The following is a 24,645-nucleotide window of genomic DNA, read 5'->3' as shown; positions in this document are numbered from 1 at the left end:
CACCACTCGGGAAGGTCGTGACCTGCTCTTGGCTGAATGTGGTGCCGGGGGCAACGAAGGAAAAGGGGGCCCGCCCGGCTGGGTGCCGCGCCTTCGTCCTCGGGACTCCGGGCCCGGACCCGATAAGCTCGGGCGCGTGAGCGAGTTCGTCACCCACCGCAACGCCCTGAGCGCGGCGAAGCTGGAGGCCCTGCGGGAGGCCCTGCTCTCCTCGCGCTTCGTGGCGCGGAGCCCGCTGATGGGGACGTTCCAGAGCAGCCGGGGCTTCGCGCTCATCTTCACGGAGGCGGGCCGGTCGAAGCTGGAGGAGCGCTTCCCCTTCCTTCGGGACTACCTGGCACTGGTGATGGACCCGGCGAGCTCGCGGGGGCTGTTGCCCTGGCGGGAGCGGCTCTTCGGCCCGAGCCAGGAGCGGCGGAGGCCGAACGCCTTCTACGTGAACCTGCTGCTGCTGGAGCCCGGGCGGGGCGTGGGCCGGCACATCGACGCGACGCTGCAGGAGCCGAGCGGAGTCCCGGGCGCGACGCCCGAGCACGTGAGCGTGCTCTACCTGAACGTGCCCGAGGGCGTGAAGGGAGGCGTGCTGGTGCTCTCGCGTGGAGCGCAGCCATCGGGCGAGGTGCGTCCGAGGCCGGGGATGTTGGTGCACTTCCGGGGGGACCTGACACACGAGGTCCAGCCCTTCACGGGAGGCCCGGAGGGAGCCCTGCGGGCGAGCCTCGTCTGCGAGCAGTACGCCTTCGCGCCCGAGGCGCTCGCGCGGCTGCCCGAGTTCCGCATCCAGTCCAAGGCGGGCTTCGCGGCGTACCTCCAGGAGCACCGCGAGCGCGGTGCCTGAGACACGCGGTGGCCCCCTACCGCAGCCGGGCCGCCAGGGCTCCCAGCTCGCGCGACTTGTAGCGGTCCGTCCGTGCCACCTGGGGGGCGAGCGCCTCGGCCGCCGCGGCCACCTCCCGCCGCACGTCCACCGCCAGCTCCGCCTCCACCAGCAGCTCGGGCACTTTCGCGAAGCGGCCGTAGTCATCCGCGACATAGGCCGCGAGAAGCTCCTCCGCCACCACACGTGCCGCCCCCGCCACCCTCGCCGCGAGCCCCAGCGCCACCCTCGCCAGATCCGAGCAGAAGATCGCCAGCTCGTCCTCGTCCGCGATGCTGTCGAACACCCGAGGGAGGGCCTTCACGAAGTAGCGGAGCACCGCCACGCCCTCCGCCGGGTACCCCTCGGCGAAGGAGCGGATGTCTCCGAGCAAGCGCTCCAACCGGGCGATGTAGCTGTCCACCTCTCGCCAGTCGACGTACCGGACGCCCATGGCCGCATCGATGGCCTGCCGCAAGTGCTGGGACAGGGCCGCATCGGCGGCGGCCGGGGCCCGCTGTCCGGCGGCGAGCACCCGCCGCAGCTCCGGGTCCACCAGCAGGCGCTCCACGGCGAAATCGAGCAGCCGCTCGCGAGGCCAGGACTCCAACTGGGCCCGGAGCGCCGCCCTCAGCGCCGGTACGCTTCCTTCTCGGCCACCGTGCTTCCGGTTCATCGGGCCCAATATAGACACCCCCACCGGAGACGTCACCTGCGTGCAAGTGACTCCGGAAGTGGTGGGGCCCGCGCCGCACGGCGGCCCGGAAACGACGAAGCCCCGCCAGCTCATCGCGGGCGGGGCTTCTTCTGCGAAGTTGCGGGGGCAGGATTTGAACCTGCGACCTTCGGGTTATGAGCCCGACGAGCTACCAGGCTGCTCCACCCCGCGACATGGCTCTGCATTCACAACACACAACTTACGGCTTGCAACGATAAAGCCCCGCTGGCTCAGCACCAGCGGGGCCTCATCCACACGAGTTGCGGGGGCAGGATTTGAACCTGCGACCTTCGGGTTATGAGCCCGACGAGCTACCAGGCTGCTCCACCCCGCGATATCGTTTGCTGCTCTATGTCAAACACCAGAGACCCTGTCATCTATTTCCGACAGGGTCTCTGGCCTGTCTGAGTTGCGGGGGCAGGATTTGAACCTGCGACCTTCGGGTTATGAGCCCGACGAGCTACCAGGCTGCTCCACCCCGCGGCGTCGAAGCGGGAGGCTAAGTACCGCCCTCCCCCTGTACCGTCAACAACTTTCCTTGAACGCCGGGAGGCGCGTGCGGCATTCCCCGCGCCTCCCGTGCGCGCCGGGCATTACTTGCCCGACTTCTGCTTGAACAGATCGGCGAACGTGCCGAGTCCCTTCTTGCCGCCGCCCACTGGCTGCTGGGTCTTCGTCCACGCCTCGACCTCCGCCCGCTCCTCGGCCCGCTCGGCGGCGGTGATGGAGAGGCGAACCTTGCCGGAGGCGTCGATGTCCACGAGGGCCACCTTCAGCTCCTGGCCGAGCGAGAACTTCTTGCGCAGGTCCGTGCCGCGCTCGGTGCCCGTCTCGGAGGCGGGGATGAGACCCTTGCCGCCCGGGAACACGAGGAACACGCCGTAGGGCTCGATGCGGTCCACCTTGCCCACCACCACCTGGCCCACCTTCGGGCGAGGCGCCGCGGGCTCGGCCGGCTTCTTCTCCTGCTGGGCGGCGGCGGCCGGACGCTCCTCGGCGGGGCGCTGGGCCTCCTCCTCGGTGATCCGGCGCAGGCCGATGCGCTTGTCGCTGGGCTCGATCTTCTCCACCTGCACCCAGATGGACTCGCCCACCTGCACCACGTCGCGCGGGTGCGCGATGCGGCGCTCGGACAGCGCGGAGACGTGCACCAGGCCATCCACGCCCGGACGCAGCTCCACGAAGGCGCCGAAGGGCTGCAGCCGCACCACCTTGCCCTGCAGCCGATCGCCCTCCTTGATCTCCGCGATCGCCGTCTTGAAGGGATCCTCCTGACGGGCGCGCATGGAGAGGGTGATCCGCTCCTTCTGCTTGGCCTTGTCGGGCGAGTTGGGCTGAGCGGCCTCCATGCGGAGGATCTCCACCTCGACCTCGTCGCCCTGCTTCACGACGTCGCTCGGGTGGGCCACGCGCATGTAGGACATCTCGGAGACGGGGATCATGCCCTCGACTCCGCCCAGGTCCACGAAGGCGCCGAAGTCACGCACGCCGGTGACGCGGCCCTTGACCACCTTGCCCTCGGCGAGCGTCTCGCGCGTCTTGGCCGCCAGCTTGCGCTGCTCGTCCTCGAGCAGCGAGCGGCGCGAGAGGACCACGTTGCGATCCCGAACCTCGGTGACGCGGAACGTGAGCTTCTCGCCGATGAACGCGTCCGGCTTCTCCACGAAGCGGATGTCGAGCTGGCTGATGGGGCAGAAGGCGCGCACGTCGCCGATCGCCACCTCGACGCCCCCCTTGTTGACGGAGAGGACCATGCCCTCCACCGGCATGCCGGAGGCGCGGGCCTCGGCGAGCATCGCCATGTTGGCGCTGCCCTTGGCCAGCGCGCGGCTGAGCAGGATGCCCCGGGCGCCCGCCTCGATGACGTGCGCCTCGATGGTGTCACCCACGCCGTAGCGCAGCACGCCCTCGTCGTCCTTGAGCTCGCGCAGCTCGATCATCGCCTCGCTCTTGGCGTTGGACAGCGTCACGAAGGCCGTGTCCGCGCCGAGCTGGAAGATCGTGCCCGACACCTTCTCGCCGATGCGCACCGAGCGCCGGGCCGGCATCCCGCCGTCCTTCTGCTGCGCCTCGAACATCTCGGCGAAGGACTGGGACTCGGGGACCTCCTCGTACAGCGCGGGGCTGGGCGCCGGCGCGGGAGGAGCCTTGGGGGCCGGAGCCACCGAGGCCGCCGGAGCGGTGGTCTCGGCCGGAGCCGAGGCCTCCGCGGGCTCGGCCGGAGCGGTCGACGACGGCGACGGAGTCACCGGGCCACGCGTCTCCACCGCACCCGAGGCGCGCTTGACGACCACCATGGGGCCCTGGGGACGGCGCTCGCCGCCTCCCTTGCCACCCCGGTCGCCGCCACGGCCACCGCCGCGGTCACCGCGCGGACGGCGGTCGTCACGACCACCGCCCTCACGCGGAGCACCCTGCTGCGGCTGGGCACCCGCCTCGCCCTCCGGCTTCGCCGGACGGGCCTCACGCTCGCCACCCTTCTCGCCACGCGGGCGATCCGACCCGCGGTCCCGGCCGCCGCGCTCCTCGCGCTCGCCGCCACGGCCCGCCGGGATGCCGAGCATCACGTCGCCAAAGGTGGCCTTGGGCTTCTTGGGACCGAATCCCCCAGGACCGCCACCGCCACCCGAACCAACGGAACCGTTGTTCTTCTCGTCGCTCACTGCCAGGACCTTCCTGAACGTAATCGAAATCCAGCCGTGGGAGACCGTACCCCCATGCTGGGTCAAAAGGCGGCGCACTCTACACACGCGCCGTGCTTGGACGGAAGACGCATGTGGTCATCTTCTGTCCAGGGCGCCCGGAACCCCTCCATAACGCGACATGTCGCCTGTCCCATCCCCCACCACGGAAATCGGGCCCGCCCGCCTGCCCGGCACGGGATCAGCGGGCGGATTTGCGGCAGAGGAGCCGTTGGAACACGGCCTTCGCCTCGGGAATGCCCAGGGCCCCCGTCACCCCGAAGTAGACCGCCCCGAAGGGCAGCACCACCGCCAGGAAGAGGAGGATGGGATGTAGGTGTGGCGGGGCGAGCAGGCTGCCACCCCACTCCGCCTCCACCCCGGGCATGGTCCCCAGCACCCGGGCCAGGGCCAGCTTGATGCCCAGTCCCGTCAGGCCCGCCGCGAGCCCGGCGCCCCATAGTTTGAGCAGCAACGCCCGGGGCACCCCCACGTGGCCGATCCGCCCCGCGAGCGCCCGCCGCAGCATCTGCGACTCGAACCAGGCCACCATTCCGCTCGTTACCGTGAGGAACACCGCCCCCAGGTGCTCCGGCAGCCCCACCAGCCCCGGCAGCTTCAGCGCCAGGAACCAGGCCGCCGCGGCCCCCAGGCTCACGCGCACCACCGCGAAGCGCAGCGGCGTCCGGGTGTCCTTCAGGGCGTAGAAGGCCGAGGCGTACAGCCGGCCCAGCGCGGAGGCCACCAGGCCCACCGCCGAGCCCATCAGCAGGTACCAGAGGTAGCGCGTGTCCGCGGCGGTGAAGCGGCCCGTCTGCAGCAGTCCGCCCCCCACCACGTCGCCAATGAAGAGCAGCGCCGCCGCCGAGGGCACCACGAAGAAGGCGATGCGGCGCGCTCCCGCCTCCAGGCGCGTGCGCAGCTTCGTGGCCACATCCTCCCCCGCCCCCGCCGTGCGCGACATCTCCGGCAGCTCGGCCGCGGAGATGGACATGCCGAAGAGGCTCACCGGGATGAGGTAGATGGTCTGCGCGTACGTCAGCGTGGACAGCGCCCGGACCGCGATGAGCGAGGCATAGGACGTGTCCACGTAGGCGCTCACCTGCACCACGCCGCGGCCGATCACCACCGTGCCGAAGCTGCGCAGCACCTGGCGCACGGACTCGCTGGCCGTGGACAGCGTGGGCCGGAAGCCGCCGAGCACCCGCATCACCGACGGTACCTGCACCGCGAACTGCAGCAGGCAGCCCACCACCACACCATAGGAGAGCACCTCCACCAGCCGCTCTTCCGGCAGCCCGCGCACGCCCGCCATCACCAGCGTGGCGATGATGGCCAGGTTCCACACCACCGGGGCCAGGTACGACAGGAGGAACTTCCGGTGGCTGTTGAGCACCCCCAGGCACCACGCGGACAGCACCAGCATGCCCGTGCCCGGAAAGAGGATGCGGACCAGTTGGATGGCCAGCGTCCGCGCCTCGCCCTCGAAGCCCGGGGCGATGGTGTCCACGAAGAAGGGCGTGGCGAGCATGCCCACCGCCACCATCACGCCGGTGGCCAGCGCGAGCAGCCCGAACACCGCGCCCGCGACCCGGTCCGCCTCCTTCGTGTCCCCCTTGCCCAGCAGCCCCGCGTACACGGGGATGAACGAGCCCGAGAGCACGCCCTCGCCGAAGAGGTTCTGCAGGAAGTTGGGAATGCGCAGCGCCGCCTTGAAGACGGCGGCCGCCATGCCGTTGCCCAGGTAGTGCGCGAAGAAACGCTCGCGCACCAGTCCCATCAAGCGCGAGGCGAAGATGCCCACCGCGACGAACAGCGCGCCTCCGCCTCGGGCACGCGTCCCGGGAGACACGGGACGGGGTTCAGGAACAGGGGACGGTGCGGAGCGTGGTGGGGGAACGGTCACAAGAGAGCAGGCACTCTATGCGGAGCGTTCACCTGCTTGAAGCGTGAATTCCAGCCACCATGGTTTCGCTTGACGTCCCCCCTGCGGGCCGCGATGGTCAGCGCTCCCATGGCCGGTTCCCCAGATAACGACCTATCGACCGATGTGGCGCTCGTCCGCCAGGTCCTGGCGCGCGAACTGGAGACCATCAACGAGTACGAGGCCCATGCCCGCGCCGCCTCCACCCCGGAGCTGCGCGACTTCTTCCTGCACCTCGCCGCCGAGGAGAAGGAGCACGTGGCCGAAGCCGTCCACATGCTGCGCCTCCTCGACGCGGGGCAGGAAGCCCACTTCGCCAAACCCGTCACCACGGGCCACTTCCAGGGCGCCATCGAGGGCAAGCCGTCCCCTGCCCCCGCTCCGGCGGCTCCGTCTCCGTCTCCGGCGGCTCCGTCCGAGCCCGCTCCCCGGGGCCCGGCTCGTGGCGGACGCAGTGGCAACGGCCAGGCGGAACCGCCTCCTGGCCTCGTTCAACCCGAGCGCGTGCTGTATGGCGTGCCCGCCCCGCCGCCCAGCCCGGGCGTCCAACCCTTGACCGTCGGCTCGCTGCGGCGCAGCCGCTGAGTCCGTACCTCCCCTGGAGCGTCCCCATGCCTGACTTCCTTGGACATGCCGAGAACCCACTGCGCGAGGACGAGTGGGCTCGCCTCAACGAGACCGTCATCCAGGTCGCCCGCCGTTCGCTCGTCGGCCGTCGCATCCTGGACATCTACGGCCCGCTGGGTGCCGGCGTGCAGACCGTCCCCCATGACGAGTACACCGGCGTCAGCCCCGGCGCGGTGGACATCGTCGGCGAGCAGGAGACGGCATCCGTCTTCACCGACGCGCGCAAGTTCAAGACGATCCCCATCATCTACAAGGACTTCCTGCTGCACTGGCGCGACATCGAGGCCGCGCGCCTGCACAACATGCCCCTGGACGTCTCGGCCGCCGCCGGCGCCGCCGCCCTCTGCGCCCAGCAGGAAGACGAGCTCATCTTCTACGGGGATCCCAAGCTCGGCCACGAGGGGCTGATGAACGCCACCGGCCGCCTCACCGTGCCGCTCGGCGACTGGGGCACGCCCGGCGCCGGCTACCTCTCCATCGTCGAGGCCACCCGCCGGCTCAACGAGTCCGGCCACTACGGCCCCTACGCCGTCATCCTCTCGCCCCGCCTCTTCTCCATGCTGCACCGCATCTTCGAGAAGACGGGCGTCCTGGAGATCGAGACCATCCGCCAGCTCGCCGCGGACGGCGTCTTCCAGTCCAACCGGCTGCGCGGTGACTCGGGCGTGGTCGTCTCCACCGGCCGCGAGAACATGGACCTCGCGGTGGCCATGGACATGGTCGCCGCCTACCTAGGCGCCTCGCGAATGAACCACCCCTTCCGCGTGCTCGAGTCGCTCATCCTCCGCATCAAGCACCCCGACTCCATCTGCACCCTGGAAACCGCGCCCAACCGCGGTTAGCCCTACTGGAGAGCCCCGCCAGCAACCCATGGCGAAGATCCTGGTCATCGACGACGAGGCGAACCTCCGCAAGGTGCTTGCCGCCATGCTGCGCCGTGACGGCTTCGACGTCACCGTCGCGGTCGATGGCGAGCAGGGGCTCGCCGAGTTCCACAAGAATGGCGCGGACATCGTGGTGACGGACCTCGTCATGCCCAAGGCGGGTGGCATGGAGGTCCTGCGCGCCGTCAACGCCGCCAACCCCGACGTGCCCGTCATCATCATCACCGCGCACGGCACCGTCGACTCCGCCGTCGAGGCCATCAAGGCCGGCGCCTTCGACTACATCACCAAGCCCTACGAGCAGGCGGAGCTCTCGGCCGTCATCGCCAAGGCCGCCAAGGCGCACGATGTCGCCCAGCGCTCGGTACGCGCCGACGCCAAGGCCCGCGCCGCCATCATCGGCGAGTCGCCGCAGCTCCAGGATGTCTTCAAGATCATCGACAAGGTGGCGGACACCCCCTCCACCGTCCTGATCAACGGCGAGAGCGGCACCGGCAAGGAGCTCATCGCCTCGGCGCTGCATGGGGCCTCCAGCCGCCGCGACAAGCCGTTCATCAAGATCAACTGCGCCGCCATCCCCCACAACCTCCTCGAGTCCGAGCTGTTCGGCTACGAGCGCGGAGCCTTCACCGGCGCCGTCACCTCCAAGCCCGGCCGCTTCGAGCTGGCCGACGGCGGCACCCTCTTCCTCGACGAGATTGGAGAGATCCCCGTCGAGATGCAGGTGAAGCTGCTGCGCGCGCTGCAGGAGGGTGAGTTCGAGCGCGTGGGCGGCATCAAGACGACGCGCGTGGACGTGCGCCTCATCGCGGCCACCAACCGGGATCTGCAGTCGGAGATCGAGGCCGGACGCTTCCGCAAGGACCTGTACTACCGGCTGGCCGTGGTGCCCATCGTGCTCCCGCCGCTGCGCGAGCGCCGCGCGGACATCCCCATGCTCGCCGGGCACTTCGTGGAGAAGTACAACCGCAAGCTCCACAAGAAGATCGAGAGCATCTCCGACGACGCCATGGCGCTGCTGCAGGCCTACAACTGGCCCGGCAACATCCGCGAGCTGGAGAACCTCATCGAGCGCGTGCTCCTCTTCGCCGACGGTCCCTCCATCACCGCGAAGGATCTGCCGGATCCGGTCCGCCAGGGCTCCGGCACGCCAGCGCATGCTCTCTCGGCCGCTCCCCTGGAGGCCTCGACGGGCGAGGGCGGCCTCAAGGACATCGTCCGCATGAAGGCGGCCGAGCCTCGAGAAGGATCTCATCACCAAGGCCCTGGAGGAGACGGGCGGCAACGTCACGCGAGCAGCCAAGCTGCTGCAGATCAGCCGCAAGTCCCTCCAGACGAAGATGAAGGAATTCGGCCTGCGCGACACGACTCCCCCGGACGCGCGCGACGAATCCATCGACGAGTGATGGGACGGCGAAATATCGCCGCGAAACCATCGGTTCGGTCCCCGCCACAACCCTTTTCCACTCTGGGAGCCAGAATGCGGCCGCCTCTTCCCACCCTCGGACCACAGCCGAAGAAAAGCCCCGCCGGTCCGGTGATGGTCGTCTCCTTGTTGCTCGGCCTGAGCGCCGGAGGCGTCTGGTGGTGGAAGCAACGGCTCGCCTCGGAGACGCCCCCCGCCACGGCCGAGCAGCACGTCACCGCGCCCGTGGCCCAGGGCCCCGGGGGGCCCGGCTCCACACCTTCCGCGACCGCCCCTTCCGCCGCCGCTGCTCCGGCCGCGGCCGCCCCCACGGATCCGCTCACGGCGGCCGGGCTGTCCCGCGCCACCGTCCGCATCGATGGGCCCATGGAGACGGCCGTGACCGCCGCCGCCGGCCCCGGGGTGGGCCCCGCGCTCGCCCAGGTGGTGACGCGCACGCTCGTGTGGTGGGTGGACGTGCCGGGTGACCTGCGGCGGGGGGACACGCTCGACGTCCTCTACCAGGTGCGCCCCAACGAGGAGCCCCTCGTGTACGCGGTGCGCTTCACCAGCAACAAGACGGGCCAGACGCACCGCGCCTACCGCTTCCAGCCCGAGGGCGACAAGAACCCCCGCTACTACCTGCCCAGCGGCGAGGAACTGGAGCTGCGCCTGGAGAACTCGCCCCTGGAGGACTACGAGCAGGTGACGTCGCTGCTGCGCGATGGCCGCCGGCACAAGGGCGTGGACTTCAAGACGCCCGTGGGCACCCCGGTGAAGGCGCCCTTCACGGGCATCGTCCGCCGCAAGAACTGGAGCTTCCGCTTCAACGGCAACTGCATCGAGCTGGAGGAGATTGGTGGCAAGCACCGCCGCGCCCTCTTCCTGCACATGGACGAGCTGCCGCGCTCCCTCAAGGTGGGTGACCGCTTCAACGTGGGGGCCATGCTGGGCCGCAGCGGCAACAGTGGCCGCTCCTTCGCGCCCCATCTGCACTACCAGCTCGAGGCCGGCGACGAGCGCGTGTTGGATCCCTACGAGAGCCACCGCACGTACCGGCGTTCGCTCGCGGCGAGCCATCGCGCGGCCTTCGAGGCCGAGGTGCGCCGGCAGGATGGGCTGCTCGGCACCACCGTCGCCGGCGGCTGAAGCCATCGCTTTCTTGACACCCCCGCTCGCGGCGGCTAGCGTCCCCGGACAATTTCTCAACATTTCCCAGGGGTTAGACGTCGTGGGGGCGCGCCTGAGGAAGTGGTTCCGGAGGTCGGATGTCCAGGCTTCGCGCCGTAGTCGCCGCGCTGACGCTGGGTGCGCCGTTCGTCGCCACCGCGGCGGATGTCACCCGCGTCGCTTCGTCCTTCGAGGACGAAGATCCATTCGGGATGTTCATCGATGTGGGCCTCGAGCACTCGCAGCGGCGCACGAAGATCGTCCGCGAGGCCCTGCCCACCACCACGGGCCAGACGCGTCAGTACCAGGGCGAGCTCTGGTACAGGAGCTATGACACGCGCCTGAACCTGGACGTGGCCTTTGGCATCGCCCAGGACGTGGAGCTGTCGTTCGGGCTGCCCATCGTGCTCCTCCAGGACGAGTCCTGGGGGTTCGTGGCGGGCACGAGCCCGGCCAACTCCACCATCACCAACAACTTCGTGCGCAACAACTGCGGGGGCTCGGGCACGCCCTGCTCGCTCACGACCCCCGAGGCGCTCTTCAACGTGCCCGAGAACGGGTACCTGGAGACGTTCCGCGGTGGCGTGGGCAATGCGCGCTTCGGATTCGCGTGGTCCGTCTTCAACCAGCGCAAGGACGAGACGAAGCCCACGTGGGTGGTGGGGCTGGACTACGAGGCCCCCACGGCGAAGCTGCTCAACCCGAGCATCCTGACGTCCAAGGAGGAGCGGGGCGCGGTCGGTGACCGGGTGCACAAGTACACGGTGTACACGGCGCTCTCGCGGCAGATCGGCCTGGCGGAGCCGTACTTCCGGATGCACTACACCATCCCCGTGCGCGGCCCGGGCGCCTGGTCCAACTGCGACAACCGCAACGTGGAGCCGCAGAACCTCGGCCACCCGCAGAACTGCGGCGCCGATGGATGGAACCGCAGGGAGACGGGCATCCAGGCGCCGCACGTGGCCGGCGTGATGTTCGGCTCCGAGTTCCAGGTGCTCGAGCAGCCCACGCGCAAGTTCAAGATGGACCTGCGCGCCATCAGCAACTACGTGTCCGAGGGCCGCTACTACAACGAGATGAGCGGCGCGCTGCGCAAGCTGCTCGCCACCGGGGACTACCTCCAGATCGGCGGCCAGTTCGCCCTGACGGCCCAGCTCTCCGACTTCCTGTCCGTCCGGGGCTCGGGCATGTACCTGTACAACACCGACCACGCCCTCACCGACGAGAAGATCGGCAAGGACCTGGACGGCAACGGCACGGTGGACATCACGGGGAACCCGGAGGAGCTCAACCCCAACTTCGACTACCGCACGGACTTCGTCTCGCGGCGCTTCCACGCCACCGAGAGCAAGGACTGGCGGCTGGACGTGAGCGCCACCCTGCGGTTCTAGAAGTGCGCGGAGAGGGCTGGGGTGAGGGTGTTCACCGCTTCTTGAGCCCGAGCCCCAGCCGGTACACGTCCTGTCCGGACCAACCGGCGCGCCGGGCCAGCTCGGTGCTGAGCGCCTTGAGCTTCTCCCCTCGCCCGAGCCCCTCCTCCAGCGCCCGCTGCAGCTCCTCCTCGGACCAGCGCCGCTCTCCGGTGCGCCCCTCCACCAGCACCACCACCTCGCCCCGGGGCTCCTCCGCCGCGTAGCGTCCGGCCAGCTCGGACAACGTGCCGCGCACGAACTCCTCGTGCAGCTTCGTCAGCTCCCGAGCCACCACCGCGCGCCGGTCCCCCAGCGCGTCCTTCAAGTCCGTCAGCGTCTCGGCCAACCGGCGCGGGGACTCGTAGATCCCCACCGTGGCCGATAGCGGGGCCACCTCCTCCAGCATGGCCTGGCGCTCCGGTCCCTTGCGCGGCAGGAAGCCCAGGAAGTGGAAGCGCCCGGTGGGCAGCCCCGAGGCGCTCAGCGCCGCCACCAGCGCCGTGGCCCCCGGTATGGGCACCACCTTCACCCCGCGCTCGATGGCCTCGGCCACCAGCTTCTCCCCGGGATCGCTGATCCCCGGGCTGCCCGCGTCCGTCACCAGCGCGCAGTCCTCCCCGGCCTCGAGCCGGTCCAGGATGCGGCCGGCACGCTGGCCCTCGGCGAAGGCCGGCAGGCTCACCGTGTCCGCGGAGATACCGAAGTGGTCCAACAGCACGCGCGAGTGCCGCGTGTCCTCACAGGCCACGAAAGACACCGCCCGCAGCGTCTCCAGAGCGCGCGTGGAGATGTCCCCCAGATTCCCGATGGGCGTGGCCACCAGATAGAGCGTCCCAGGCATATCCGTTCCTCACATACCCGCGTCGAAAGCGCCCGGCAGGTGCTCCACCGTCGCGTGCTCGCCGCGGCCTACCACCGAGATGACATCGAAACGGATCATCCTGTCCCGCAGCCGGTGGGCCAGGAGGTAATGCAGCGCGGCTTTCACCACCTTGCGCTGCTTGGCGAAGGACACCGTGTGGGAAGGGTCTCCCCACACCGCCGTGGAGCGCATCCGCACCTCCACGAAACACACGGTGTCCCCGTGCTCGGCCACCACGTCCAGCTCCCCGTAGCGGCAGGAGAAGTTGCGCGCGCGCACCCGGTAGCCCCGTGCCTCCAGGAAACGCACCGCCGCCTCCTCGCCCTCGTCCCCATACCCCTTGCGATCCACCACCCCTGCCCGTCCCATCCCACCCCTCCCGGGCCCCCACCCTGGGGGGCCCCTCACGCCACGGCGCGCACTACAGATTGACAGGCCCGTCCGACAACTGCGCCAGACCGGGATGCGGCGTGACGTGCAGCACCTGCGTCAGCGTGCCCAGGTGCTTGAGCATCCGGCCGATCAGCGGCAGCCGGGACTCGTCCAGGCCCACCAGCGCGTCCTCCACGAGCAGCGGCAGCTTCACCCGGGCGCTCACCTTCTCCACCACCGTCAGCCGCAGGCTGAGAAAGAAGAGGTCCACCTCGCGCGGGGGCAGCTCGCCCACGGGCATGCGCCGGCCCGAGGAGGTCACCACCATGGTCCGCCCATCCCGGTCCCACTCCACGCTGGTGTAGCGGCGCTCCGTGAGGGCGCTGAAGTACTGCACGCACCGCTCGCGCGTCATCCCGATGACGGCGGCCACGTCCGTGGCCAGCAGGTCCCCCGCCAGGCCGAGCACCAGCGGTGCCGGATCCTCCAGGGGCTCCATGCCGCCACCGGCCAGATCGGCGGCACCGGCCATTCCCATGCCGGCGAGCTGCGGGTTGCGCGCGAGCGCGATGGACTCCTTGAGCCGGGCGAGCTCCCGCTCCACCTCGCGCACGTCACGCACGAAGCTGCCCTTCTCGGAGATCTTCGCGTTGAGCAGCTCGATCTGCTGGCGGAGCACCGGCAACTGGTGGGCGGCCTCCACGAAGTCCGGGTGCTTCTCCATGGAGACGAGCTGGGCGCGCAACTGGGCCACCTCGGCGCCGAGCTGCTCGCGGCGCTGCAGGCGCGGCGGAATGTCCTGGGGCGTGTCCACGTCGAACACTTCCAGGGCCTTGCGCACCGGCCCGGCCTCGGCCTCGAACTCCTCGAGGATCTTCTTCTCGCGCACGGCGAACATCTCGCCCCGGCGGCTCAACCGGTCCTTGTCCTGAAGCTCGTCCACGTAGCGGATGGCGAGCACCGCGGCGAAGCCGAAGGCGGGGATGTCCAGCAGCGCCACGTACCGGATCCAATCCTTGGGGAAGAGGCCGGCGACGAAGCACGCCACGCCCACGCCCACGGCGATCCAGAAGTTGCGGTTGCGCACCAGCGGCTCCACGTCCGGCAGCCGCTGCGCCTCCTCCTCGGCCACCTCGCGCTCGGACTGCAGACGCGCCATCGCCTCGTCACGGCGGGCCAGCATGCGCGGATAGCGCTCCGCGCGGGCCACGATGTCCTGGGGCAGGCCCATGGACTCGGGCGTGGGCTCCGCGTTCCAGGCCGCCTCCGCCTGGCGCAGCTTCTCCTTGAGCCCGTCGGTGCTGCGCAGCTTCGACTCCAGATCGAAGACCTGGGAGTTGAGCCCGTCCACCTCGAACTGGAGGTTGTCCACCTCCTTGCAGAACACGAGCTCCTTCTCGAGCTCGCGCACCTTCGCCTCGGCGGCGGGAATGTCCGAAGCGGGCAGCACGCCCGGAGACGAGATGGACATGCCGGGCGAGGAGATGGCCATGCCCGGAGACGTCGGGGAGCGCAGCGCGGGCATGCCCGGAGACGACTGCGCGTGCAGGCCCGGCATGCCCGGAGACGAGAGCGCGCGCATGCCCGACGTGGACGCCGGACGGCCCGCGCCCCGCGGCCGGCGCGAGGGAAGCTGCGCCGCCTGAAGGCAGAAGAGCTGCTCGAAGGTGGTGCGCGGCGGCAGGCCCACCTGGCCGCGGAGGAACTGGTTCCCCTCGGTGGTGTCCTGCGTCACCAGCTCCGGCTGCTTCGTGGCGGGATTGAGCCGGTGCAGCGAGCCACCTCCCCCCAGCTCGCGCAACACGCGGTAGGTGACGGAGTCCTGCCCCACGAAGGTGAGCGCGGCCTTGCCCGCCTTCTGCGTGGAGGCGGCGAGGGCTGCATCACCGCCCCGTCCATCCGCGTAGAGCAGCGCGAGCGACAACCCCGCCAGCGGGCTCAGCTCCGGCGTGGGGGGCTTGAGGACCAGATACCCGGTCTTGAGGGCGAAACGGCCCGCCGGAGAGAAACCCCGGACGTTCTGGACGGCAACCTCGACGAAGTGCATGCGCCCCCCATTCTAGCGCGCATGGGCATGAAAAAAGGGAGCGTCCTCAAAAGGACGCTCCCCAAAAAAGCACCAGCCCGGGAGGGCCGGCGAGCAATCAGGCCTTCGCGCCCTTGGCGGCCGTCTTGCCGGCGGCGTGGCTGGCGGCCGCGTGGCTGACGGCGGCGGCGCGGCGCATCTCCGCGTCCTCCATGGTCTCCACGCGGGAGGCCTTGCCCTTGAGGGCGCGGAGGTAGAAGAGACGGTTGCGGCTCACGTTGCCGCGGGAGAGGACCTCGATCTTCTCGTAGCGCGGGCTGTGCACCGGGAAGATGCGCTCCACGCCCACGCCGAAGGACACCTTGCGCACGGTGAAGGTGGCGCGGTTGTGGCCCTTCTTCTTGCGGATGACGACGCCCTCGAACGCCTGCACGCGCTCCTTATCGCCCTCCTTGACCTTCCAGTGGACTCGAACCGAGTCACCGGTACGGAACTCGGTGACGTCCTTACGGAGGTTCTTGGCCTCCACGTACTCGATCGCGCTGCGACGCATGACTGACTCCAGAAAATCTCGGACTCGGGGTACGAAAACTGAGAGCGGGCCGTACTACCAGAGAGCCAGGAGCCGGACAAGCCCGCAGAACACCGACCAATGGCCCTGAAACCGTCGGAGGGGCTACAGCTCCTCCTCTTTCTTCGACAACAACTTCAAGTCCGCCTTGCCGAACTCCAGGCGGGCATACAGGTCCGGGCGCCTCTCCCGGGTGAGTTGCAGGGCCTTCCAGCGGCGCCAGCGGGCAATCCGCGCGTGATCTCCGGACTGGAGGGCGGCGGGCACCTCGGCGCCGCGGAAGACGGGAGGCCGGGTGTAATGGGGGTGCTCCAACAGGCCCTCCTCGAAGCTCTCCGTGACGCTGGAGACCTCGTTGCCCAACACGCCGGGCAGCAGCCGGGCCACGGCGTCCACCACGGCCAGGGCGGCCACTTCACCCCCGGTGAGGATGAAATCCCCCAGGGACACCTCCCCGTCCAGGTACGGCATGACGCGCTCGTCCACGCCCTCGTAGCGGCCGCAGACGAGGATCAGCCCGGGCTCCCTGGCCAGCTCGCGCGCCCGCGCCTGGGTGAAGACAGGGCCCCGAGGGCTCATCAGCAGCACCTTCGCCCCGGCGGGGGCCCGGGCCCGGGCGGCCTCGATGGCGGCCACCAGCGGCTCCGGCTTCATCACCATGCCGGCACCACCCCCGTAGGGCGTGTCGTCGGTGACGCGGTGCTTTCCCTCGGCGTAATCGCGAATGTAGGTGACGGTGACGCCGAGCAGCCCCTTCTCCTGGGCCTTTCCGAGGATGCTCGCGCCCAGGTAGCCCGAGACGCTGTCCGGGAAGAGGGTCACCACCTCCACGGGGTACATCAGCCCTCGCCCCCTTCCGGCCCGCCTTCCGCCGGCGCCTCCGCATCAGGCTTCTCGGCTCCTGCCCGCTCCTCCGTGCCCACCTCCAGGAACTCCGGAGGCTTCACCACGAGCTTGCCGCCCGGGATGTCCACGGTGGAGACGAAGTCGTCGACGAAGGGCACCACCAGCTCTTCCTGGCCCTCGGCGCGGATGACGAGGTTGGGCACCGGACCGGTCTCCCAGATCTCCTCCACGCGGCCGAGCACCTTGCCGGACTCGTCCACGGCGGTGAGCCCCACCAGGTCACCCTGGAAGTACTCCTCCTCGGCGGGAGGCTCGAGGTCCTCCCGGAAGGCGAGCACGGTGGCGCCCACCAGCGCCTCGGCGGCGGTGCGGCCCCTCACGTCCGCGAAGACCACGAGGGTCTCCTTGGGGGTGGGCCGCACCGACTCGATGCGCAGCACGCGCTCGGCGCCGGTCCGCGGGCGCACGAGCACCCGCTCGACGAAGTCGAGCGTCTCGGACGCCGGGTCGAAGGTGCGGACGGCCACCTCTCCCTGGAGACCATGGGCTCGGGCCACATAGCCCAGTTCGAGATGGGGTTTGAGGGTCACTGGCCTTCAGGGGGTGTGGCGGTCGTGGGGGTCCCGGCCTGGGGTGGCTGGCGCCGGTCGTCCTGGATTTCCAGACGAACCTTCTGGCCCTGCTTCTGGGCCGCGGCACCGAGCAACGTCCGGAGGGCGCCAACGGTGCGCCCGTCCCGGCCGATGACCTTGCCCACGTCCTCGGGGGCGACCTTCAGCTCATAGAGCCGGGCCCCCTCCACGTCGGACGCGCGCAGGCTCACCTGGTCCGGTTGATCGACCAGGGCCCGCGCGAGATAGATGATGAGTTGCTCCACGCTGTCCGCTCGGCCTGCGAGGCGACTAGGCGGGCTTGGCGGCGACGGCGGCGCGCTTGTGGCGCTTGATCAGCTCGCCCACGGTCTCGGAGGGCACCGCGCCGGACTTCAGCCAGTACTCCAGACGCTCGGCGGCGAACTCCACCTTGGCGGGCTTGTGGTTGGGATCGTAGGAACCCACGGCCTCGAGGAACTTGCCATCCCGGGGGTTACGGGAGTCGGTGGCCACCACGTGGTAGTACGGCTTCTTCTTGGCGCCCGCGCGGGCAAGACGGAGGACAACGGCCATTTCTGATGCTCCAGGTGAAAACTGAAGGTGAGACAAGAAGGTGATCAGCTTGGAGGGGGGCGCTCTTAGCGCCGCCACAAGCGGATTGTCAAGGAAGCTCGGGGTTTTGCGTCGATTCCGACGCATTTTCGCCGCCCCGGTTGGCCAGCTGGCCACACGCTCCGGCGATATCGCGGCCCCGGTTCTGCCGGATGAAGGCGGCCACGTGCCCGTTGGTGAGGAGCTTCCCGGAAGCGCTCGGCCCGCTCGTCCATGGTCGTCTTGAAGCCGAGCCCGGGGTTCTCGTTGTACGGGATGAGGTTGACCTTGGCGGGGATGTCCTTGAGCAGCTCGATGAGCCGGAAGGCATCCTCGTCGCTGTCGTTGAAGTCCCGCAGGAGGACGTACTCGAAGGTGATGCGGCGGCCCTGGCGCAGGGGGAACTTGCGGCAGGCGTCGAGCAGCGCCGCGATGTTCCACTTGCGGTTGACGGGCATCGTCTTGGAGCGCTGCTCGTCCGTGCTCGCGTTGAGCGAGATGGCGAGCTTCACGTCCGTCTCCTGGCCGAAGCGCTCGATCATCGGCACCAGGCCCACCGTGGAGACGGTGATGTGACGGTGGCTGAAGTTGGGCCCTTCCACCGACTGGAGGATGGAGAGCGCCGTCTTCAGGTTCTCGAAGTTGTGCAGGGGCTCGCCCATGCCCATGAAGACCAGGTTGGAGAGCGGGCGGTAGGTCTCCAGGTTCTCCAGCTTGCGCACCTCGCGGTTCACCGCATGCACCTGGGCGAGGATCTCACCCACGGTGAGGTTGCGCTTGAGGCCCAGGGTGCCCGTCATGCAGAAGGTGCACGCCATGGCGCAGCCCACCTGGGTGGACACGCACAGCGTCTTGCGGTCCTCGGAGGGCATGTAGACGGACTCGATGTAGCGGCCGTCGCGGGTCTTCCAGCGGTACTTGATGGTGCCGTCCACCGAGCGCTGCTCGGCGTCCTTCACGAGGGGGACGATCTCCGCGCGCGTCTTGAGCTTCTCGCGCAGGGCCTTGGAGAGGTCCGTCATCTCGTCGAAGGAGGTGGCGCCCCGCTGGTGGATCCACCGGTAGAGCTGGCTGGCCCGGAACGCACGCTCGCCCAGTTCCTCGGTGAAGAAGCGGGTGAGCCCCTCCAGGGTGAGGCTGGAGACCTCCGTGAGCTTCGCGGGCGCGGGGGCCTGCGCGGGCACGGGAGTGGCCGGGGTGTCGGCGTCGGGGTGGGTGGACTCGGGCTGCATCATGGTTCCAACGGGGGGAGTGTGGGTGTCACTTCCCACAAGATAGGACTCGGAGTCAAAGGAGGGCCCGTCCCCTCCCCTGCCCTGCGTGGGACGCAGGAAAGACGGCGGCCCGGTCCCCGCGGAGGAGCGCGGGGGCCGGGCCGTGTCCCGGGCACAAGGCCCTGCCAGCTACTTCTTGCTGGTGTACTCGTACGGGGCGATCTCGGTCTCGCGGAAGAAGTACGCGATCTCGTTCTTCGCGTTCTCCAGGCTGTCCGAGCCGTGCACCGTGTTCTGGTCGATGCTGGTGGCGAAGTCGCGGCGGATGGTGCCCGGGGCGGCGTTGGCCGGGTTGGTGGCGCCCATGATGTCGCGGTTGGCCAGGACGGCGTTCTCACCCTCCAGCACCATCAGCACCACGGGGCCGGAGATCATGAAGTTGACCAGATCCTTGAAGAAGGGACGCGCCTTGTGGACGGCGTAGAACCCCTCGGCCTGGGCCTGGGACAGGTGCTGCAGGCGGATGGCAACCGGCTTCAGGCCCTTCTCCTCGAAGCGGGAGATGACCTTGCCAATGACGCCCTTCTGGAGCCCGTCGGGCTTGATGATGGACAGCGTACGCTCGATGGCCATGGTGATGGTCCTCGTCTGACGTGTGGGAGGTGGAACTAGCGGTTCTTCTTGGGAGCGCCGCGCTTGACGGCCTCCTGCAGCGTGGTGCCGAGCTCGGCGGGGCTGGCGGCCATGACGAAGCCAGCGGCCTCCATGGCCTTGATCTTCTCCGAGGCCGTGCCCTTGCCGCCGGAGATGATGGCGCCGGCGTGACCCATGCGCTTGCCCGGAGGAGCCGACTGACCGGCGATGAAGCCGGCGATGGGCTTGGTGAACTCGCGCGCCACGTACTCGGCGCCGCGCTCCTCGGCGTCGCCGCCGATCTCGCCGATCATGATGACGGCATCCGTCTCGGGGTCGGCGTTGAAGAGCTTCAGCACGTCCACGAAGTCCGTGCCGTTGACCGGGTCACCACCGATGCCCACCGCGGTGGACTGGCCCAGGCCCAGCTGGGTGAGCTGGTACACGGCCTCGTAGGTGAGCGTGCCCGAGCGCGACACCACGCCGATGCGGCCCGGCTTGTGGATGTGGCCCGGCATGATGCCGATCTTGCACTGGGCGCCCGGGGTGATGACGCCGGGGCAGTTGGGGCCGATCAGGCGAACGCCCGGCTTACCCTGCAGGTAGCGCTTGGCCTTCACCATGTCGTTGACGGGGATGCCCTCGGTGATGGTGATGATGAGGGAGATGCCCGCGTCGGCGGCCTCCATGATGGAGTCGGCGGCGAAGGGGGGCGGAACGAAGATGACCGAGGTGTTGGCACCGGTCTGCTTCACCGCGTCGGCCACCGAGTTGAAGACGGGGACCTTGCCCTCGAAGTCGGTACCGCCCTTGCCCGGCGTGACGCCGGCGACCAGCTTCGTTCCGTACTCCAGCATCTGCTTGGAGTGGAACGAGCCCGCCGAGCCGGTGATGCCCTGGCAGAGGACCTTCGTGTTCTCGTTGACGAGGATGCTCATGGCTTGAACCTTTCTCTGCCTGGACTACTTCAGCGCCGCGACGGCCTTCTCGGCGGCCTGGCGGAGGTTGTCGGCGGGGGTGATGGCGAGGCCGGAGTTGCGCAGCAGCGCCTTGCCCTGCTCCACGTTGGTGCCCTCGAGCCGCACCACGAGCGGAACCTTGAGCTGCACTTCCTTCGCCGCGGCGATGATGCCCTCGGCGATGACATCGCACTTCATGATGCCGCCGAAGATGTTGACGAGCACCGCCTTCACGGCCGGGTCGGCGAGGATCAGCTTGAAGGCCGCCGTCACCTTCTCCTTGCTGGCGCCGCCACCCACGTCGAGGAAGTTGGCCGGCGCACCGCCCACCAGCTTGATGGTGTCCATGGTGGCCATGGCCAGACCGGCGCCGTTCACCATGCAGCCGATGTTGCCCTCGAGCGCGATGTAGGCCAGGTCCCACTCCTTGGCCTGGGTCTCGCGCGGCTCCTCCTCGGCGATGTCGCGGTACTCGAGCAGATCCTTGTGCCGGTACATCGCGTTCTCGTCGAAGTCCACCTTCGCGTCGAGCGCCACCACGCCGCCATCCTTGAGGATGACCAGCGGGTTGATCTCCACCAGCGAGGCGTCCGTCTCCATGAACATGCGGTAGAGCGCGGCGCAGAACTGGACGAACTTGTTCACCGTGGGGCCGGAGAGGCCCAGGCCGAAGGCCAGCTTGCGGCCCTGGAAGTCCTGGAAGCCCACGGCGGGATCCACCGCCTCGCGGAGGATCTTCTCGGGGCTGTGCGCGGCCACTTCCTCGATCTCCACGCCGCCCTCACGGGAGGCCATGAAGGTGATGCGCGAGGTGGCGCGATCCAGCGTCACGCCGAGGTACAGCTCCTGACCGATGGCCAGGCCCTCCTCGATGTAGACCTTGTGGACCGTCTGGCCCTCGGGCCCGGTCTGGATCGTCTTGAGCTTCATGCCCAGCATCTGCTGAGCGAGCTCGCGGGCCTCGGCGGGGCTCTTGGCGAGCTTCACGCCGCCGCCCTTGCCGCGGCCACCCGCGTGGATCTGGGCCTTCACGACCACGATCGGCGTGCCCAGCTCCTTGGCGGCCGCCTCGGCCTCCTTGGGCGAGAGCGCGAGAATGCCGCGCGGCGTGGGGACGCCGTACTTCCGGAAGATTTCCTTGCCCTGGTACTCGTGGATCTTCATCGAGGCTCCGGGTAACGCGAGTGATGCGAGAGACTGGCACCCGGAAGCGAGCCCCCGGGGCGGAACGGCGCGGCTGCCTCTCTCGCGCAGAATGGCCCGCTTGGCAAGGCCCTACTGTCAAGGGCCAAGCAGTCGGACCAGAATGAACCAAGGCCCCGGTCCGGCGGGGAACAGCCGGACGCGGGGCCTCGTGAAACGACGCCGTGACGGGCGCGGACCTTCTACCCCGGACCGCCCGAGGCCTTCTTCTCGTCGCCCAGGTCGAAGAAGATGTCCTTGATGACCTGCTTGGTCACCTCGCGGTTCATCACCGCGATGGAGGTGGTCAGCGGAATCTCCTTCGGGCACACCTTCACGCAGTTCTGCGCCTTGCCGCAGTCCTGGATGCCGCCCGGTCCCATGAGCCCCCGGACGCGCTCCTCGGAGTTCATCTTGCCGGTGGGGTTCATGTTGAAGAGCCGGGCCTGGCTGATGGCGGCGGCGCCGATGAAGTCGTTGTCGATCGTCACCTGCGGGCACGCCTCGAGGCAGCTTCCGCACGTGATGCACGTGGACAGCTTGTACATCACCGTGTGGTCGCCCGGGGACTGGCGAGGACCGGGCCCCAGGTTGTGCGTGCCGTCGACGTTGATCCACGCCTTGACGCGCTTGAGCGCCTCGAACATGCGGCTGCGATCCACCGCCAGGTCGCGCGAGACGGGGAACTTCTTCATCGGCTCGAGGGTGATGATGGGCTCCCCGTCCCCGATGATGCGATCGATCAGCGCCGAGCAGGCCATGCGGACCCGCCCGTTGACGTTCATGGCGCAGCTGCCGCACACCTCCTCGAGGCAGGCGGCGTCATAGATGGCCGGGGACACCCGGCGCCCGTCGGTGGTGACCGGGTTGCGCTGGATCTCCATCAGGCAGGAGATGACGTTGGCGCCCTTGCCGTACGGGACGCGGAACTCATCGAAGTGACCCGGAGCGTCCGGGCCGTCCTGCCGCCAGATGCGGAAGGTGACGTGCTTCGTGTTGGTGCTGACAGGCGCCTGCGCGGTCGCGTTGTCCATGGCGTCTCCGTCCCTTTCCTAGGCGTACCAGCGCGGCTCGGGATCGAGCACGGGCGTGGGGATGTCCTGATAGGTGATCTGCGGGCCCTCGACGGCGTAGGCGGCCATGGTCGTCTTGGCCCACTTCTCGTGGCGCTTCTTCCACAGCCCCATCCAGTTGGGATCCTTCGTTGGATCCTTCGTCTCGGGCTCGGGCAGCGAGAACTCCGGCTTGTAGTGCGCGCCGCGGCTCTCGTCGCGCAGCAGCGCGCTCTTGGCGATCACCTCGGCCAGCTCGAACATGTTCCAGAGCTGGTTGACGTAGGAGATGCTTCGGTTGGCCACGTTGCCGGTGTCCAGCGCGTTGATGTTCTTCCAGCGATCCTTGAAGTCGCGGATCTTCTCCAGCGTCTTCTTGAGCCGGTCGTTGTAGCGGACGACGGTGCAGTTCTCCGTCATCAGATCGCCGAGCTCCTTGGTGAGCCCGTACGCGTTCTCCTTGCCGTCCATCTTCTTGATGGTGGCGAAGCGATCCGCCCAGTACTTCTGCGCGTCGGCGAAGTACTTCTGGTGCTCCGCGTCGGTGGCGCTCTTGGCCTGGCTCTTGGCGAAGGCCGCCATGGCCGGGCCGCCGATCATCCCGCTGTAGATGCAGGAGAGCAGCGAGTTGGCGCCCAGGCGGTTCGCGCCGTGGTAGGCGTAGTCCGCCTCGCCCGTGGCGTACAGGCCGGGGATGTTGGTGGACTGGTTGACGGGGCTGCCCATCAGCGGCTCCATGTTCGGACCCGCCTCGAACTGCACGTACAGACCGCCCATCGAGTAGTGCATGCCCGGGAAGATCTTCATGGGTACGTGGCGCGGGTCATCGCCCACGAACTTCTCGTAGATCTCCATCACGCCGCCCAGCTTGGCGGTGAGCACGTGGGCCGGAATGTGCGTGACGTCCAGGTACACGGCGTCGCTGCCGCCCAGGCCCAGGCCCAGCTCGCGGCACACCGTGAAGATCTCCCGGGTGGCCACGTCGCGCGGCACCAGGTTCTTGTACTTGGGGTACTTCTCCTCGAGGAAGTAGAAGCGCTCGCTCTCGGGGATGTCCTTGGGATCGCGGACGTCGCCCTTCTTCCGGGGCACCCACACGCGGCCACCCTCGCCACGCACGGACTCGCTCATCAGGCGCAGCTTGTCCTCACCCGGAATGGAGGTGGGGTGCACCTGGATGAACTCGCCGTTGGAGTAGATGGCGCCCTCCATGTAGGCGCGGCCGGCGGCGGTCCCGGTGTTGATGATGGAGTTGGTGGAGCGCCCGAAGACGATGCCCGGGCCACCCGTGGCGAGGCACACGGCCTCGGCCGGGAAGGTGCGGATCTCGTTGGTGCGCAGATCCATGGCCACGCTGCCGATGACGCGGCCCGTGCCGTCCTTCACCGTGCCCAGCCACTCCCAGTACTCGTACTTGGTGACGCGGCCCTCGGCCTCCCAGCGGCGCACCTGCTCGTCCAGCGCGTACAGGAGCTGCTGGCCCGTGGTGGCGCCCGCGAAGGCCGTGCGGTGGTGCAGCGTGCCGCCGAAGCGCCGGAAGTCGAGCAGACCCTCGGACGTGCGGTTGAACGTCACACCCATGCGATCGAGCAGGTAGATGATGCCCGGCGCCGCATGGCACATGCCCTTGACGGAGATCTGCTCGGCCAGGAAGTCGCCGCCGCGCAGCGTGTCCTTCACGTGGATGTCCGGGGAGTCACCCTCACCCTTCGTGTTCACCGCGCCGTTGATGCCGCCCTGGGCGCAGACCGAGTGGGAACGCTTCACCGGCACGAGCGACAGGATGTCGACCTGATGACCGGCTTCGGCCAGCTTGATGGTGGTCATCAGCCCGGCGAGTCCGCCGCCCACCACCGTGAACCGCGCTGCTGCTGCCATGCTGCGTCTCCTTGGTGACCGGAGGACCAGACGCCTCTGGGGGCAGGGCCAGCGCCGCGACTCCGCGAGTGCGACGCTCGGACCTCCGGTGCGAATGCTACCGGCTAGTTAACTGGTGAATTCAGCGAGCCGCAAAGATTACCGGAGCGGAGGGATAAGCCCACTCCATCTCCGGCATCAGCCCCGCTG

21 protein-coding genes, 3 tRNA genes and 2 pseudogenes are annotated in these 24,645 nt (G+C 69.0%); 6 read left to right on the top strand and 20 right to left on the bottom strand.

From position 1 onward, the window contains the following. Window positions 1–136: 136 nt before the first annotated feature. A complete protein-coding gene (locus ACN28I_RS04295) occupies window positions 137–838 on the top strand; it encodes a 2OG-Fe(II) oxygenase (protein ID WP_420940875.1) in 702 nt (233 codons plus the stop codon). 16 nt (window positions 839–854) lie between these two features. Here ACN28I_RS04295 and ACN28I_RS04290 read toward each other — a convergent pair whose 3' ends face one another. The 6 genes from ACN28I_RS04290 to murJ form a co-directional block, all read right to left on the bottom strand. Continuing rightward, entirely contained in the window at window positions 855–1,532 is a 678-nt protein-coding gene (locus tag ACN28I_RS04290; protein WP_420940874.1) for a hypothetical protein, read from the bottom strand. Between the two features lie 139 nt (window positions 1,533–1,671). Further along, window positions 1,672–1,745 (bottom strand) — tRNA-Met (locus ACN28I_RS04285). Between the two features lie 89 nt (window positions 1,746–1,834). Continuing rightward, window positions 1,835–1,908, bottom strand: a tRNA-Met gene (locus ACN28I_RS04280). 75 nt (window positions 1,909–1,983) lie between these two features. Continuing rightward, window positions 1,984–2,057 (bottom strand) — tRNA-Met (locus ACN28I_RS04275). Window positions 2,058–2,167: 110 nt separating this feature from the next. Next, window positions 2,168–4,237, bottom strand: coding sequence for a S1 RNA-binding domain-containing protein (locus tag ACN28I_RS04270; RefSeq protein ID WP_420940873.1), 2,070 nt, complete (start codon window positions 4,235–4,237; stop codon window positions 2,168–2,170). A gap of 220 nt (window positions 4,238–4,457) precedes the next feature. Further along, window positions 4,458–6,107 (bottom strand): murein biosynthesis integral membrane protein MurJ, encoded by a 1,650-nt coding sequence (gene murJ / locus ACN28I_RS04265; protein ID WP_420940872.1) that lies wholly within the window; start codon window positions 6,105–6,107, stop codon window positions 4,458–4,460. Window positions 6,108–6,269: 162 nt separating this feature from the next. On the opposite strand from murJ, the gene ACN28I_RS04260 reads away from it, so the two are divergent. From ACN28I_RS04260 to ACN28I_RS04240, 5 genes and pseudogenes are all read left to right on the top strand, one after another. After that, window positions 6,270–6,764, top strand: a complete 495-nt coding sequence (locus ACN28I_RS04260) for a ferritin (protein ID WP_420940871.1) — start codon at window positions 6,270–6,272, stop codon at window positions 6,762–6,764. A 26-nt stretch (window positions 6,765–6,790) separates the two neighbouring features. Further along, on the top strand, window positions 6,791–7,648 hold the full coding sequence (locus ACN28I_RS04255; RefSeq protein ID WP_420940870.1) for a family 1 encapsulin nanocompartment shell protein: 858 nt from the start codon (window positions 6,791–6,793) through the stop codon (window positions 7,646–7,648). A 28-nt stretch (window positions 7,649–7,676) separates the two neighbouring features. Continuing rightward, a pseudogene (locus tag ACN28I_RS04250) lies at window positions 7,677–9,096 on the top strand (sigma-54-dependent transcriptional regulator). Continuing rightward, entirely contained in the window at window positions 9,096–10,244 is a 1,149-nt protein-coding gene (locus tag ACN28I_RS04245; protein ID WP_420940869.1) for a peptidoglycan DD-metalloendopeptidase family protein, read from the top strand. The pseudogene ACN28I_RS04250 and the gene ACN28I_RS04245 overlap by 1 nt, the downstream one beginning before the upstream one ends. Window positions 10,245–10,363: 119 nt before the next feature. Beyond that, window positions 10,364–11,656 carry a hypothetical protein gene (locus tag ACN28I_RS04240; RefSeq protein WP_420940868.1) on the top strand — a complete coding sequence of 431 codons (1,293 nt, stop codon included), beginning with the start codon at window positions 10,364–10,366 and terminating at the stop codon, window positions 11,654–11,656. Window positions 11,657–11,687: 31 nt separating this feature from the next. On the opposite strand, the gene rsmI is transcribed toward ACN28I_RS04240, so the two are convergent. The 14 genes and pseudogenes from rsmI to sdhA form a co-directional block, all read right to left on the bottom strand. Then, on the bottom strand, window positions 11,688–12,518 hold the full coding sequence (rsmI, locus tag ACN28I_RS04235) for a 16S rRNA (cytidine(1402)-2'-O)-methyltransferase (RefSeq protein WP_420940867.1): 831 nt from the start codon (window positions 12,516–12,518) through the stop codon (window positions 11,688–11,690). Between the two features lie 9 nt (window positions 12,519–12,527). After that, a complete protein-coding gene (locus ACN28I_RS04230) occupies window positions 12,528–12,908 on the bottom strand; it encodes a YraN family protein (protein WP_047857495.1) in 381 nt (126 codons plus the stop codon). A gap of 52 nt (window positions 12,909–12,960) precedes the next feature. Then, window positions 12,961–14,958, bottom strand: coding sequence for an ATP-binding protein (locus ACN28I_RS04225; protein WP_420940866.1), 1,998 nt, complete (start codon window positions 14,956–14,958; stop codon window positions 12,961–12,963). Between the two features lie 97 nt (window positions 14,959–15,055). Next, complete coding sequence (gene rplS / locus ACN28I_RS04220) at window positions 15,056–15,490, bottom strand: 50S ribosomal protein L19 (RefSeq protein WP_420940865.1); 435 nt, start codon at window positions 15,488–15,490, stop codon at window positions 15,056–15,058. A 123-nt stretch (window positions 15,491–15,613) separates the two neighbouring features. Beyond that, the gene (trmD, locus tag ACN28I_RS04215; protein ID WP_420940864.1) at window positions 15,614–16,348 is read right to left on the bottom strand and encodes a tRNA (guanosine(37)-N1)-methyltransferase TrmD; all 735 of its coding nucleotides are present in this window, start codon (window positions 16,346–16,348) and stop codon (window positions 15,614–15,616) included. Further along, on the bottom strand, window positions 16,348–16,944 hold the full coding sequence (rimM, locus tag ACN28I_RS04210; protein ID WP_420940863.1) for a ribosome maturation factor RimM: 597 nt from the start codon (window positions 16,942–16,944) through the stop codon (window positions 16,348–16,350). The genes trmD and rimM overlap by 1 nt, the downstream gene beginning before the upstream one ends. Continuing rightward, the gene (locus ACN28I_RS04205) at window positions 16,941–17,231 is read right to left on the bottom strand and encodes a KH domain-containing protein (RefSeq protein ID WP_420940862.1); all 291 of its coding nucleotides are present in this window, start codon (window positions 17,229–17,231) and stop codon (window positions 16,941–16,943) included. Before ACN28I_RS04205 ends, rimM begins: the two co-directional genes overlap by 4 nt. A 25-nt stretch (window positions 17,232–17,256) precedes the next feature. Further along, window positions 17,257–17,520 (bottom strand): 30S ribosomal protein S16, encoded by a 264-nt coding sequence (gene rpsP, locus ACN28I_RS04200; RefSeq protein ID WP_420940861.1) that lies wholly within the window; start codon window positions 17,518–17,520, stop codon window positions 17,257–17,259. A gap of 88 nt (window positions 17,521–17,608) precedes the next feature. Beyond that, a pseudogene (gene rlmN, locus ACN28I_RS04195) lies at window positions 17,609–18,770 on the bottom strand (23S rRNA (adenine(2503)-C(2))-methyltransferase RlmN). Window positions 18,771–18,941: 171 nt separating this feature from the next. Then, window positions 18,942–19,385: a nucleoside-diphosphate kinase gene (gene ndk, locus ACN28I_RS04190; RefSeq protein ID WP_047857487.1), complete on the bottom strand. Its 444-nt coding sequence runs from the start codon at window positions 19,383–19,385 to the stop codon at window positions 18,942–18,944. Window positions 19,386–19,420: 35 nt separating this feature from the next. Beyond that, entirely contained in the window at window positions 19,421–20,323 is a 903-nt protein-coding gene (sucD, locus tag ACN28I_RS04185; RefSeq protein WP_420940860.1) for a succinate--CoA ligase subunit alpha, read from the bottom strand. Between the two features lie 24 nt (window positions 20,324–20,347). Beyond that, window positions 20,348–21,508 carry an ADP-forming succinate--CoA ligase subunit beta gene (gene sucC, locus ACN28I_RS04180; protein ID WP_420940859.1) on the bottom strand — a complete coding sequence of 387 codons (1,161 nt, stop codon included), beginning with the start codon at window positions 21,506–21,508 and terminating at the stop codon, window positions 20,348–20,350. A 221-nt stretch (window positions 21,509–21,729) separates the two neighbouring features. Continuing rightward, window positions 21,730–22,560, bottom strand: a complete 831-nt coding sequence (sdhB, locus tag ACN28I_RS04175; protein WP_420940858.1) for a succinate dehydrogenase iron-sulfur subunit — start codon at window positions 22,558–22,560, stop codon at window positions 21,730–21,732. An 18-nt stretch (window positions 22,561–22,578) separates the two neighbouring features. Continuing rightward, window positions 22,579–24,456, bottom strand: coding sequence for a succinate dehydrogenase flavoprotein subunit (gene sdhA, locus ACN28I_RS04170; RefSeq protein WP_420940857.1), 1,878 nt, complete (start codon window positions 24,454–24,456; stop codon window positions 22,579–22,581). Between the last annotated feature and the right edge of the window lie 189 nt (window positions 24,457–24,645).

The organism is Archangium gephyra, assembly GCF_049060025.1.
Classification (GTDB): Bacteria; Myxococcota; Myxococcia; order Myxococcales; family Myxococcaceae; genus Archangium; species Archangium gephyra_A.
This window is presented reverse-complemented; position numbering and strand designations above follow the sequence as displayed.

What these genes read in the sequence shown, in the direction of transcription:
- ACN28I_RS04290 (WP_420940874.1), bottom strand. Translation starts at nt 1,532, where the DNA reads ATGAACCGGAAGCACGGTGGCCGAGAAGGAAGCGTACCGGCGCTGAGG.
- ACN28I_RS04260 (WP_420940871.1), top strand. Translation starts at nt 6,270, where the DNA reads ATGGCCGGTTCCCCAGATAACGACCTATCGACCGATGTGGCGCTCGTC.
- ACN28I_RS04255 (WP_420940870.1), top strand. Translation starts at nt 6,791, where the DNA reads ATGCCTGACTTCCTTGGACATGCCGAGAACCCACTGCGCGAGGACGAG.
- ACN28I_RS04245 (WP_420940869.1), top strand. Translation starts at nt 9,096, where the DNA reads ATGGGACGGCGAAATATCGCCGCGAAACCATCGGTTCGGTCCCCGCCA.
- ACN28I_RS04240 (WP_420940868.1), top strand. Translation starts at nt 10,364, where the DNA reads ATGTCCAGGCTTCGCGCCGTAGTCGCCGCGCTGACGCTGGGTGCGCCG.
- rsmI (WP_420940867.1), bottom strand. Translation starts at nt 12,518, where the DNA reads ATGCCTGGGACGCTCTATCTGGTGGCCACGCCCATCGGGAATCTGGGG.
- ACN28I_RS04230 (WP_047857495.1), bottom strand. Translation starts at nt 12,908, where the DNA reads ATGGGACGGGCAGGGGTGGTGGATCGCAAGGGGTATGGGGACGAGGGC.
- ACN28I_RS04225 (WP_420940866.1), bottom strand. Translation starts at nt 14,958, where the DNA reads ATGCACTTCGTCGAGGTTGCCGTCCAGAACGTCCGGGGTTTCTCTCCG.
- rplS (WP_420940865.1), bottom strand. Translation starts at nt 15,490, where the DNA reads ATGCGTCGCAGCGCGATCGAGTACGTGGAGGCCAAGAACCTCCGTAAG.
- trmD (WP_420940864.1), bottom strand. Translation starts at nt 16,348, where the DNA reads ATGTACCCCGTGGAGGTGGTGACCCTCTTCCCGGACAGCGTCTCGGGC.
- rpsP (WP_420940861.1), bottom strand. Translation starts at nt 17,520, where the DNA reads ATGGCCGTTGTCCTCCGTCTTGCCCGCGCGGGCGCCAAGAAGAAGCCG.
- ndk (WP_047857487.1), bottom strand. Translation starts at nt 19,385, where the DNA reads ATGGCCATCGAGCGTACGCTGTCCATCATCAAGCCCGACGGGCTCCAG.
- sucD (WP_420940860.1), bottom strand. Translation starts at nt 20,323, where the DNA reads ATGAGCATCCTCGTCAACGAGAACACGAAGGTCCTCTGCCAGGGCATC.
- sucC (WP_420940859.1), bottom strand. Translation starts at nt 21,508, where the DNA reads ATGAAGATCCACGAGTACCAGGGCAAGGAAATCTTCCGGAAGTACGGC.
- sdhB (WP_420940858.1), bottom strand. Translation starts at nt 22,560, where the DNA reads ATGGACAACGCGACCGCGCAGGCGCCTGTCAGCACCAACACGAAGCAC.
- sdhA (WP_420940857.1), bottom strand. Translation starts at nt 24,456, where the DNA reads ATGGCAGCAGCAGCGCGGTTCACGGTGGTGGGCGGCGGACTCGCCGGG.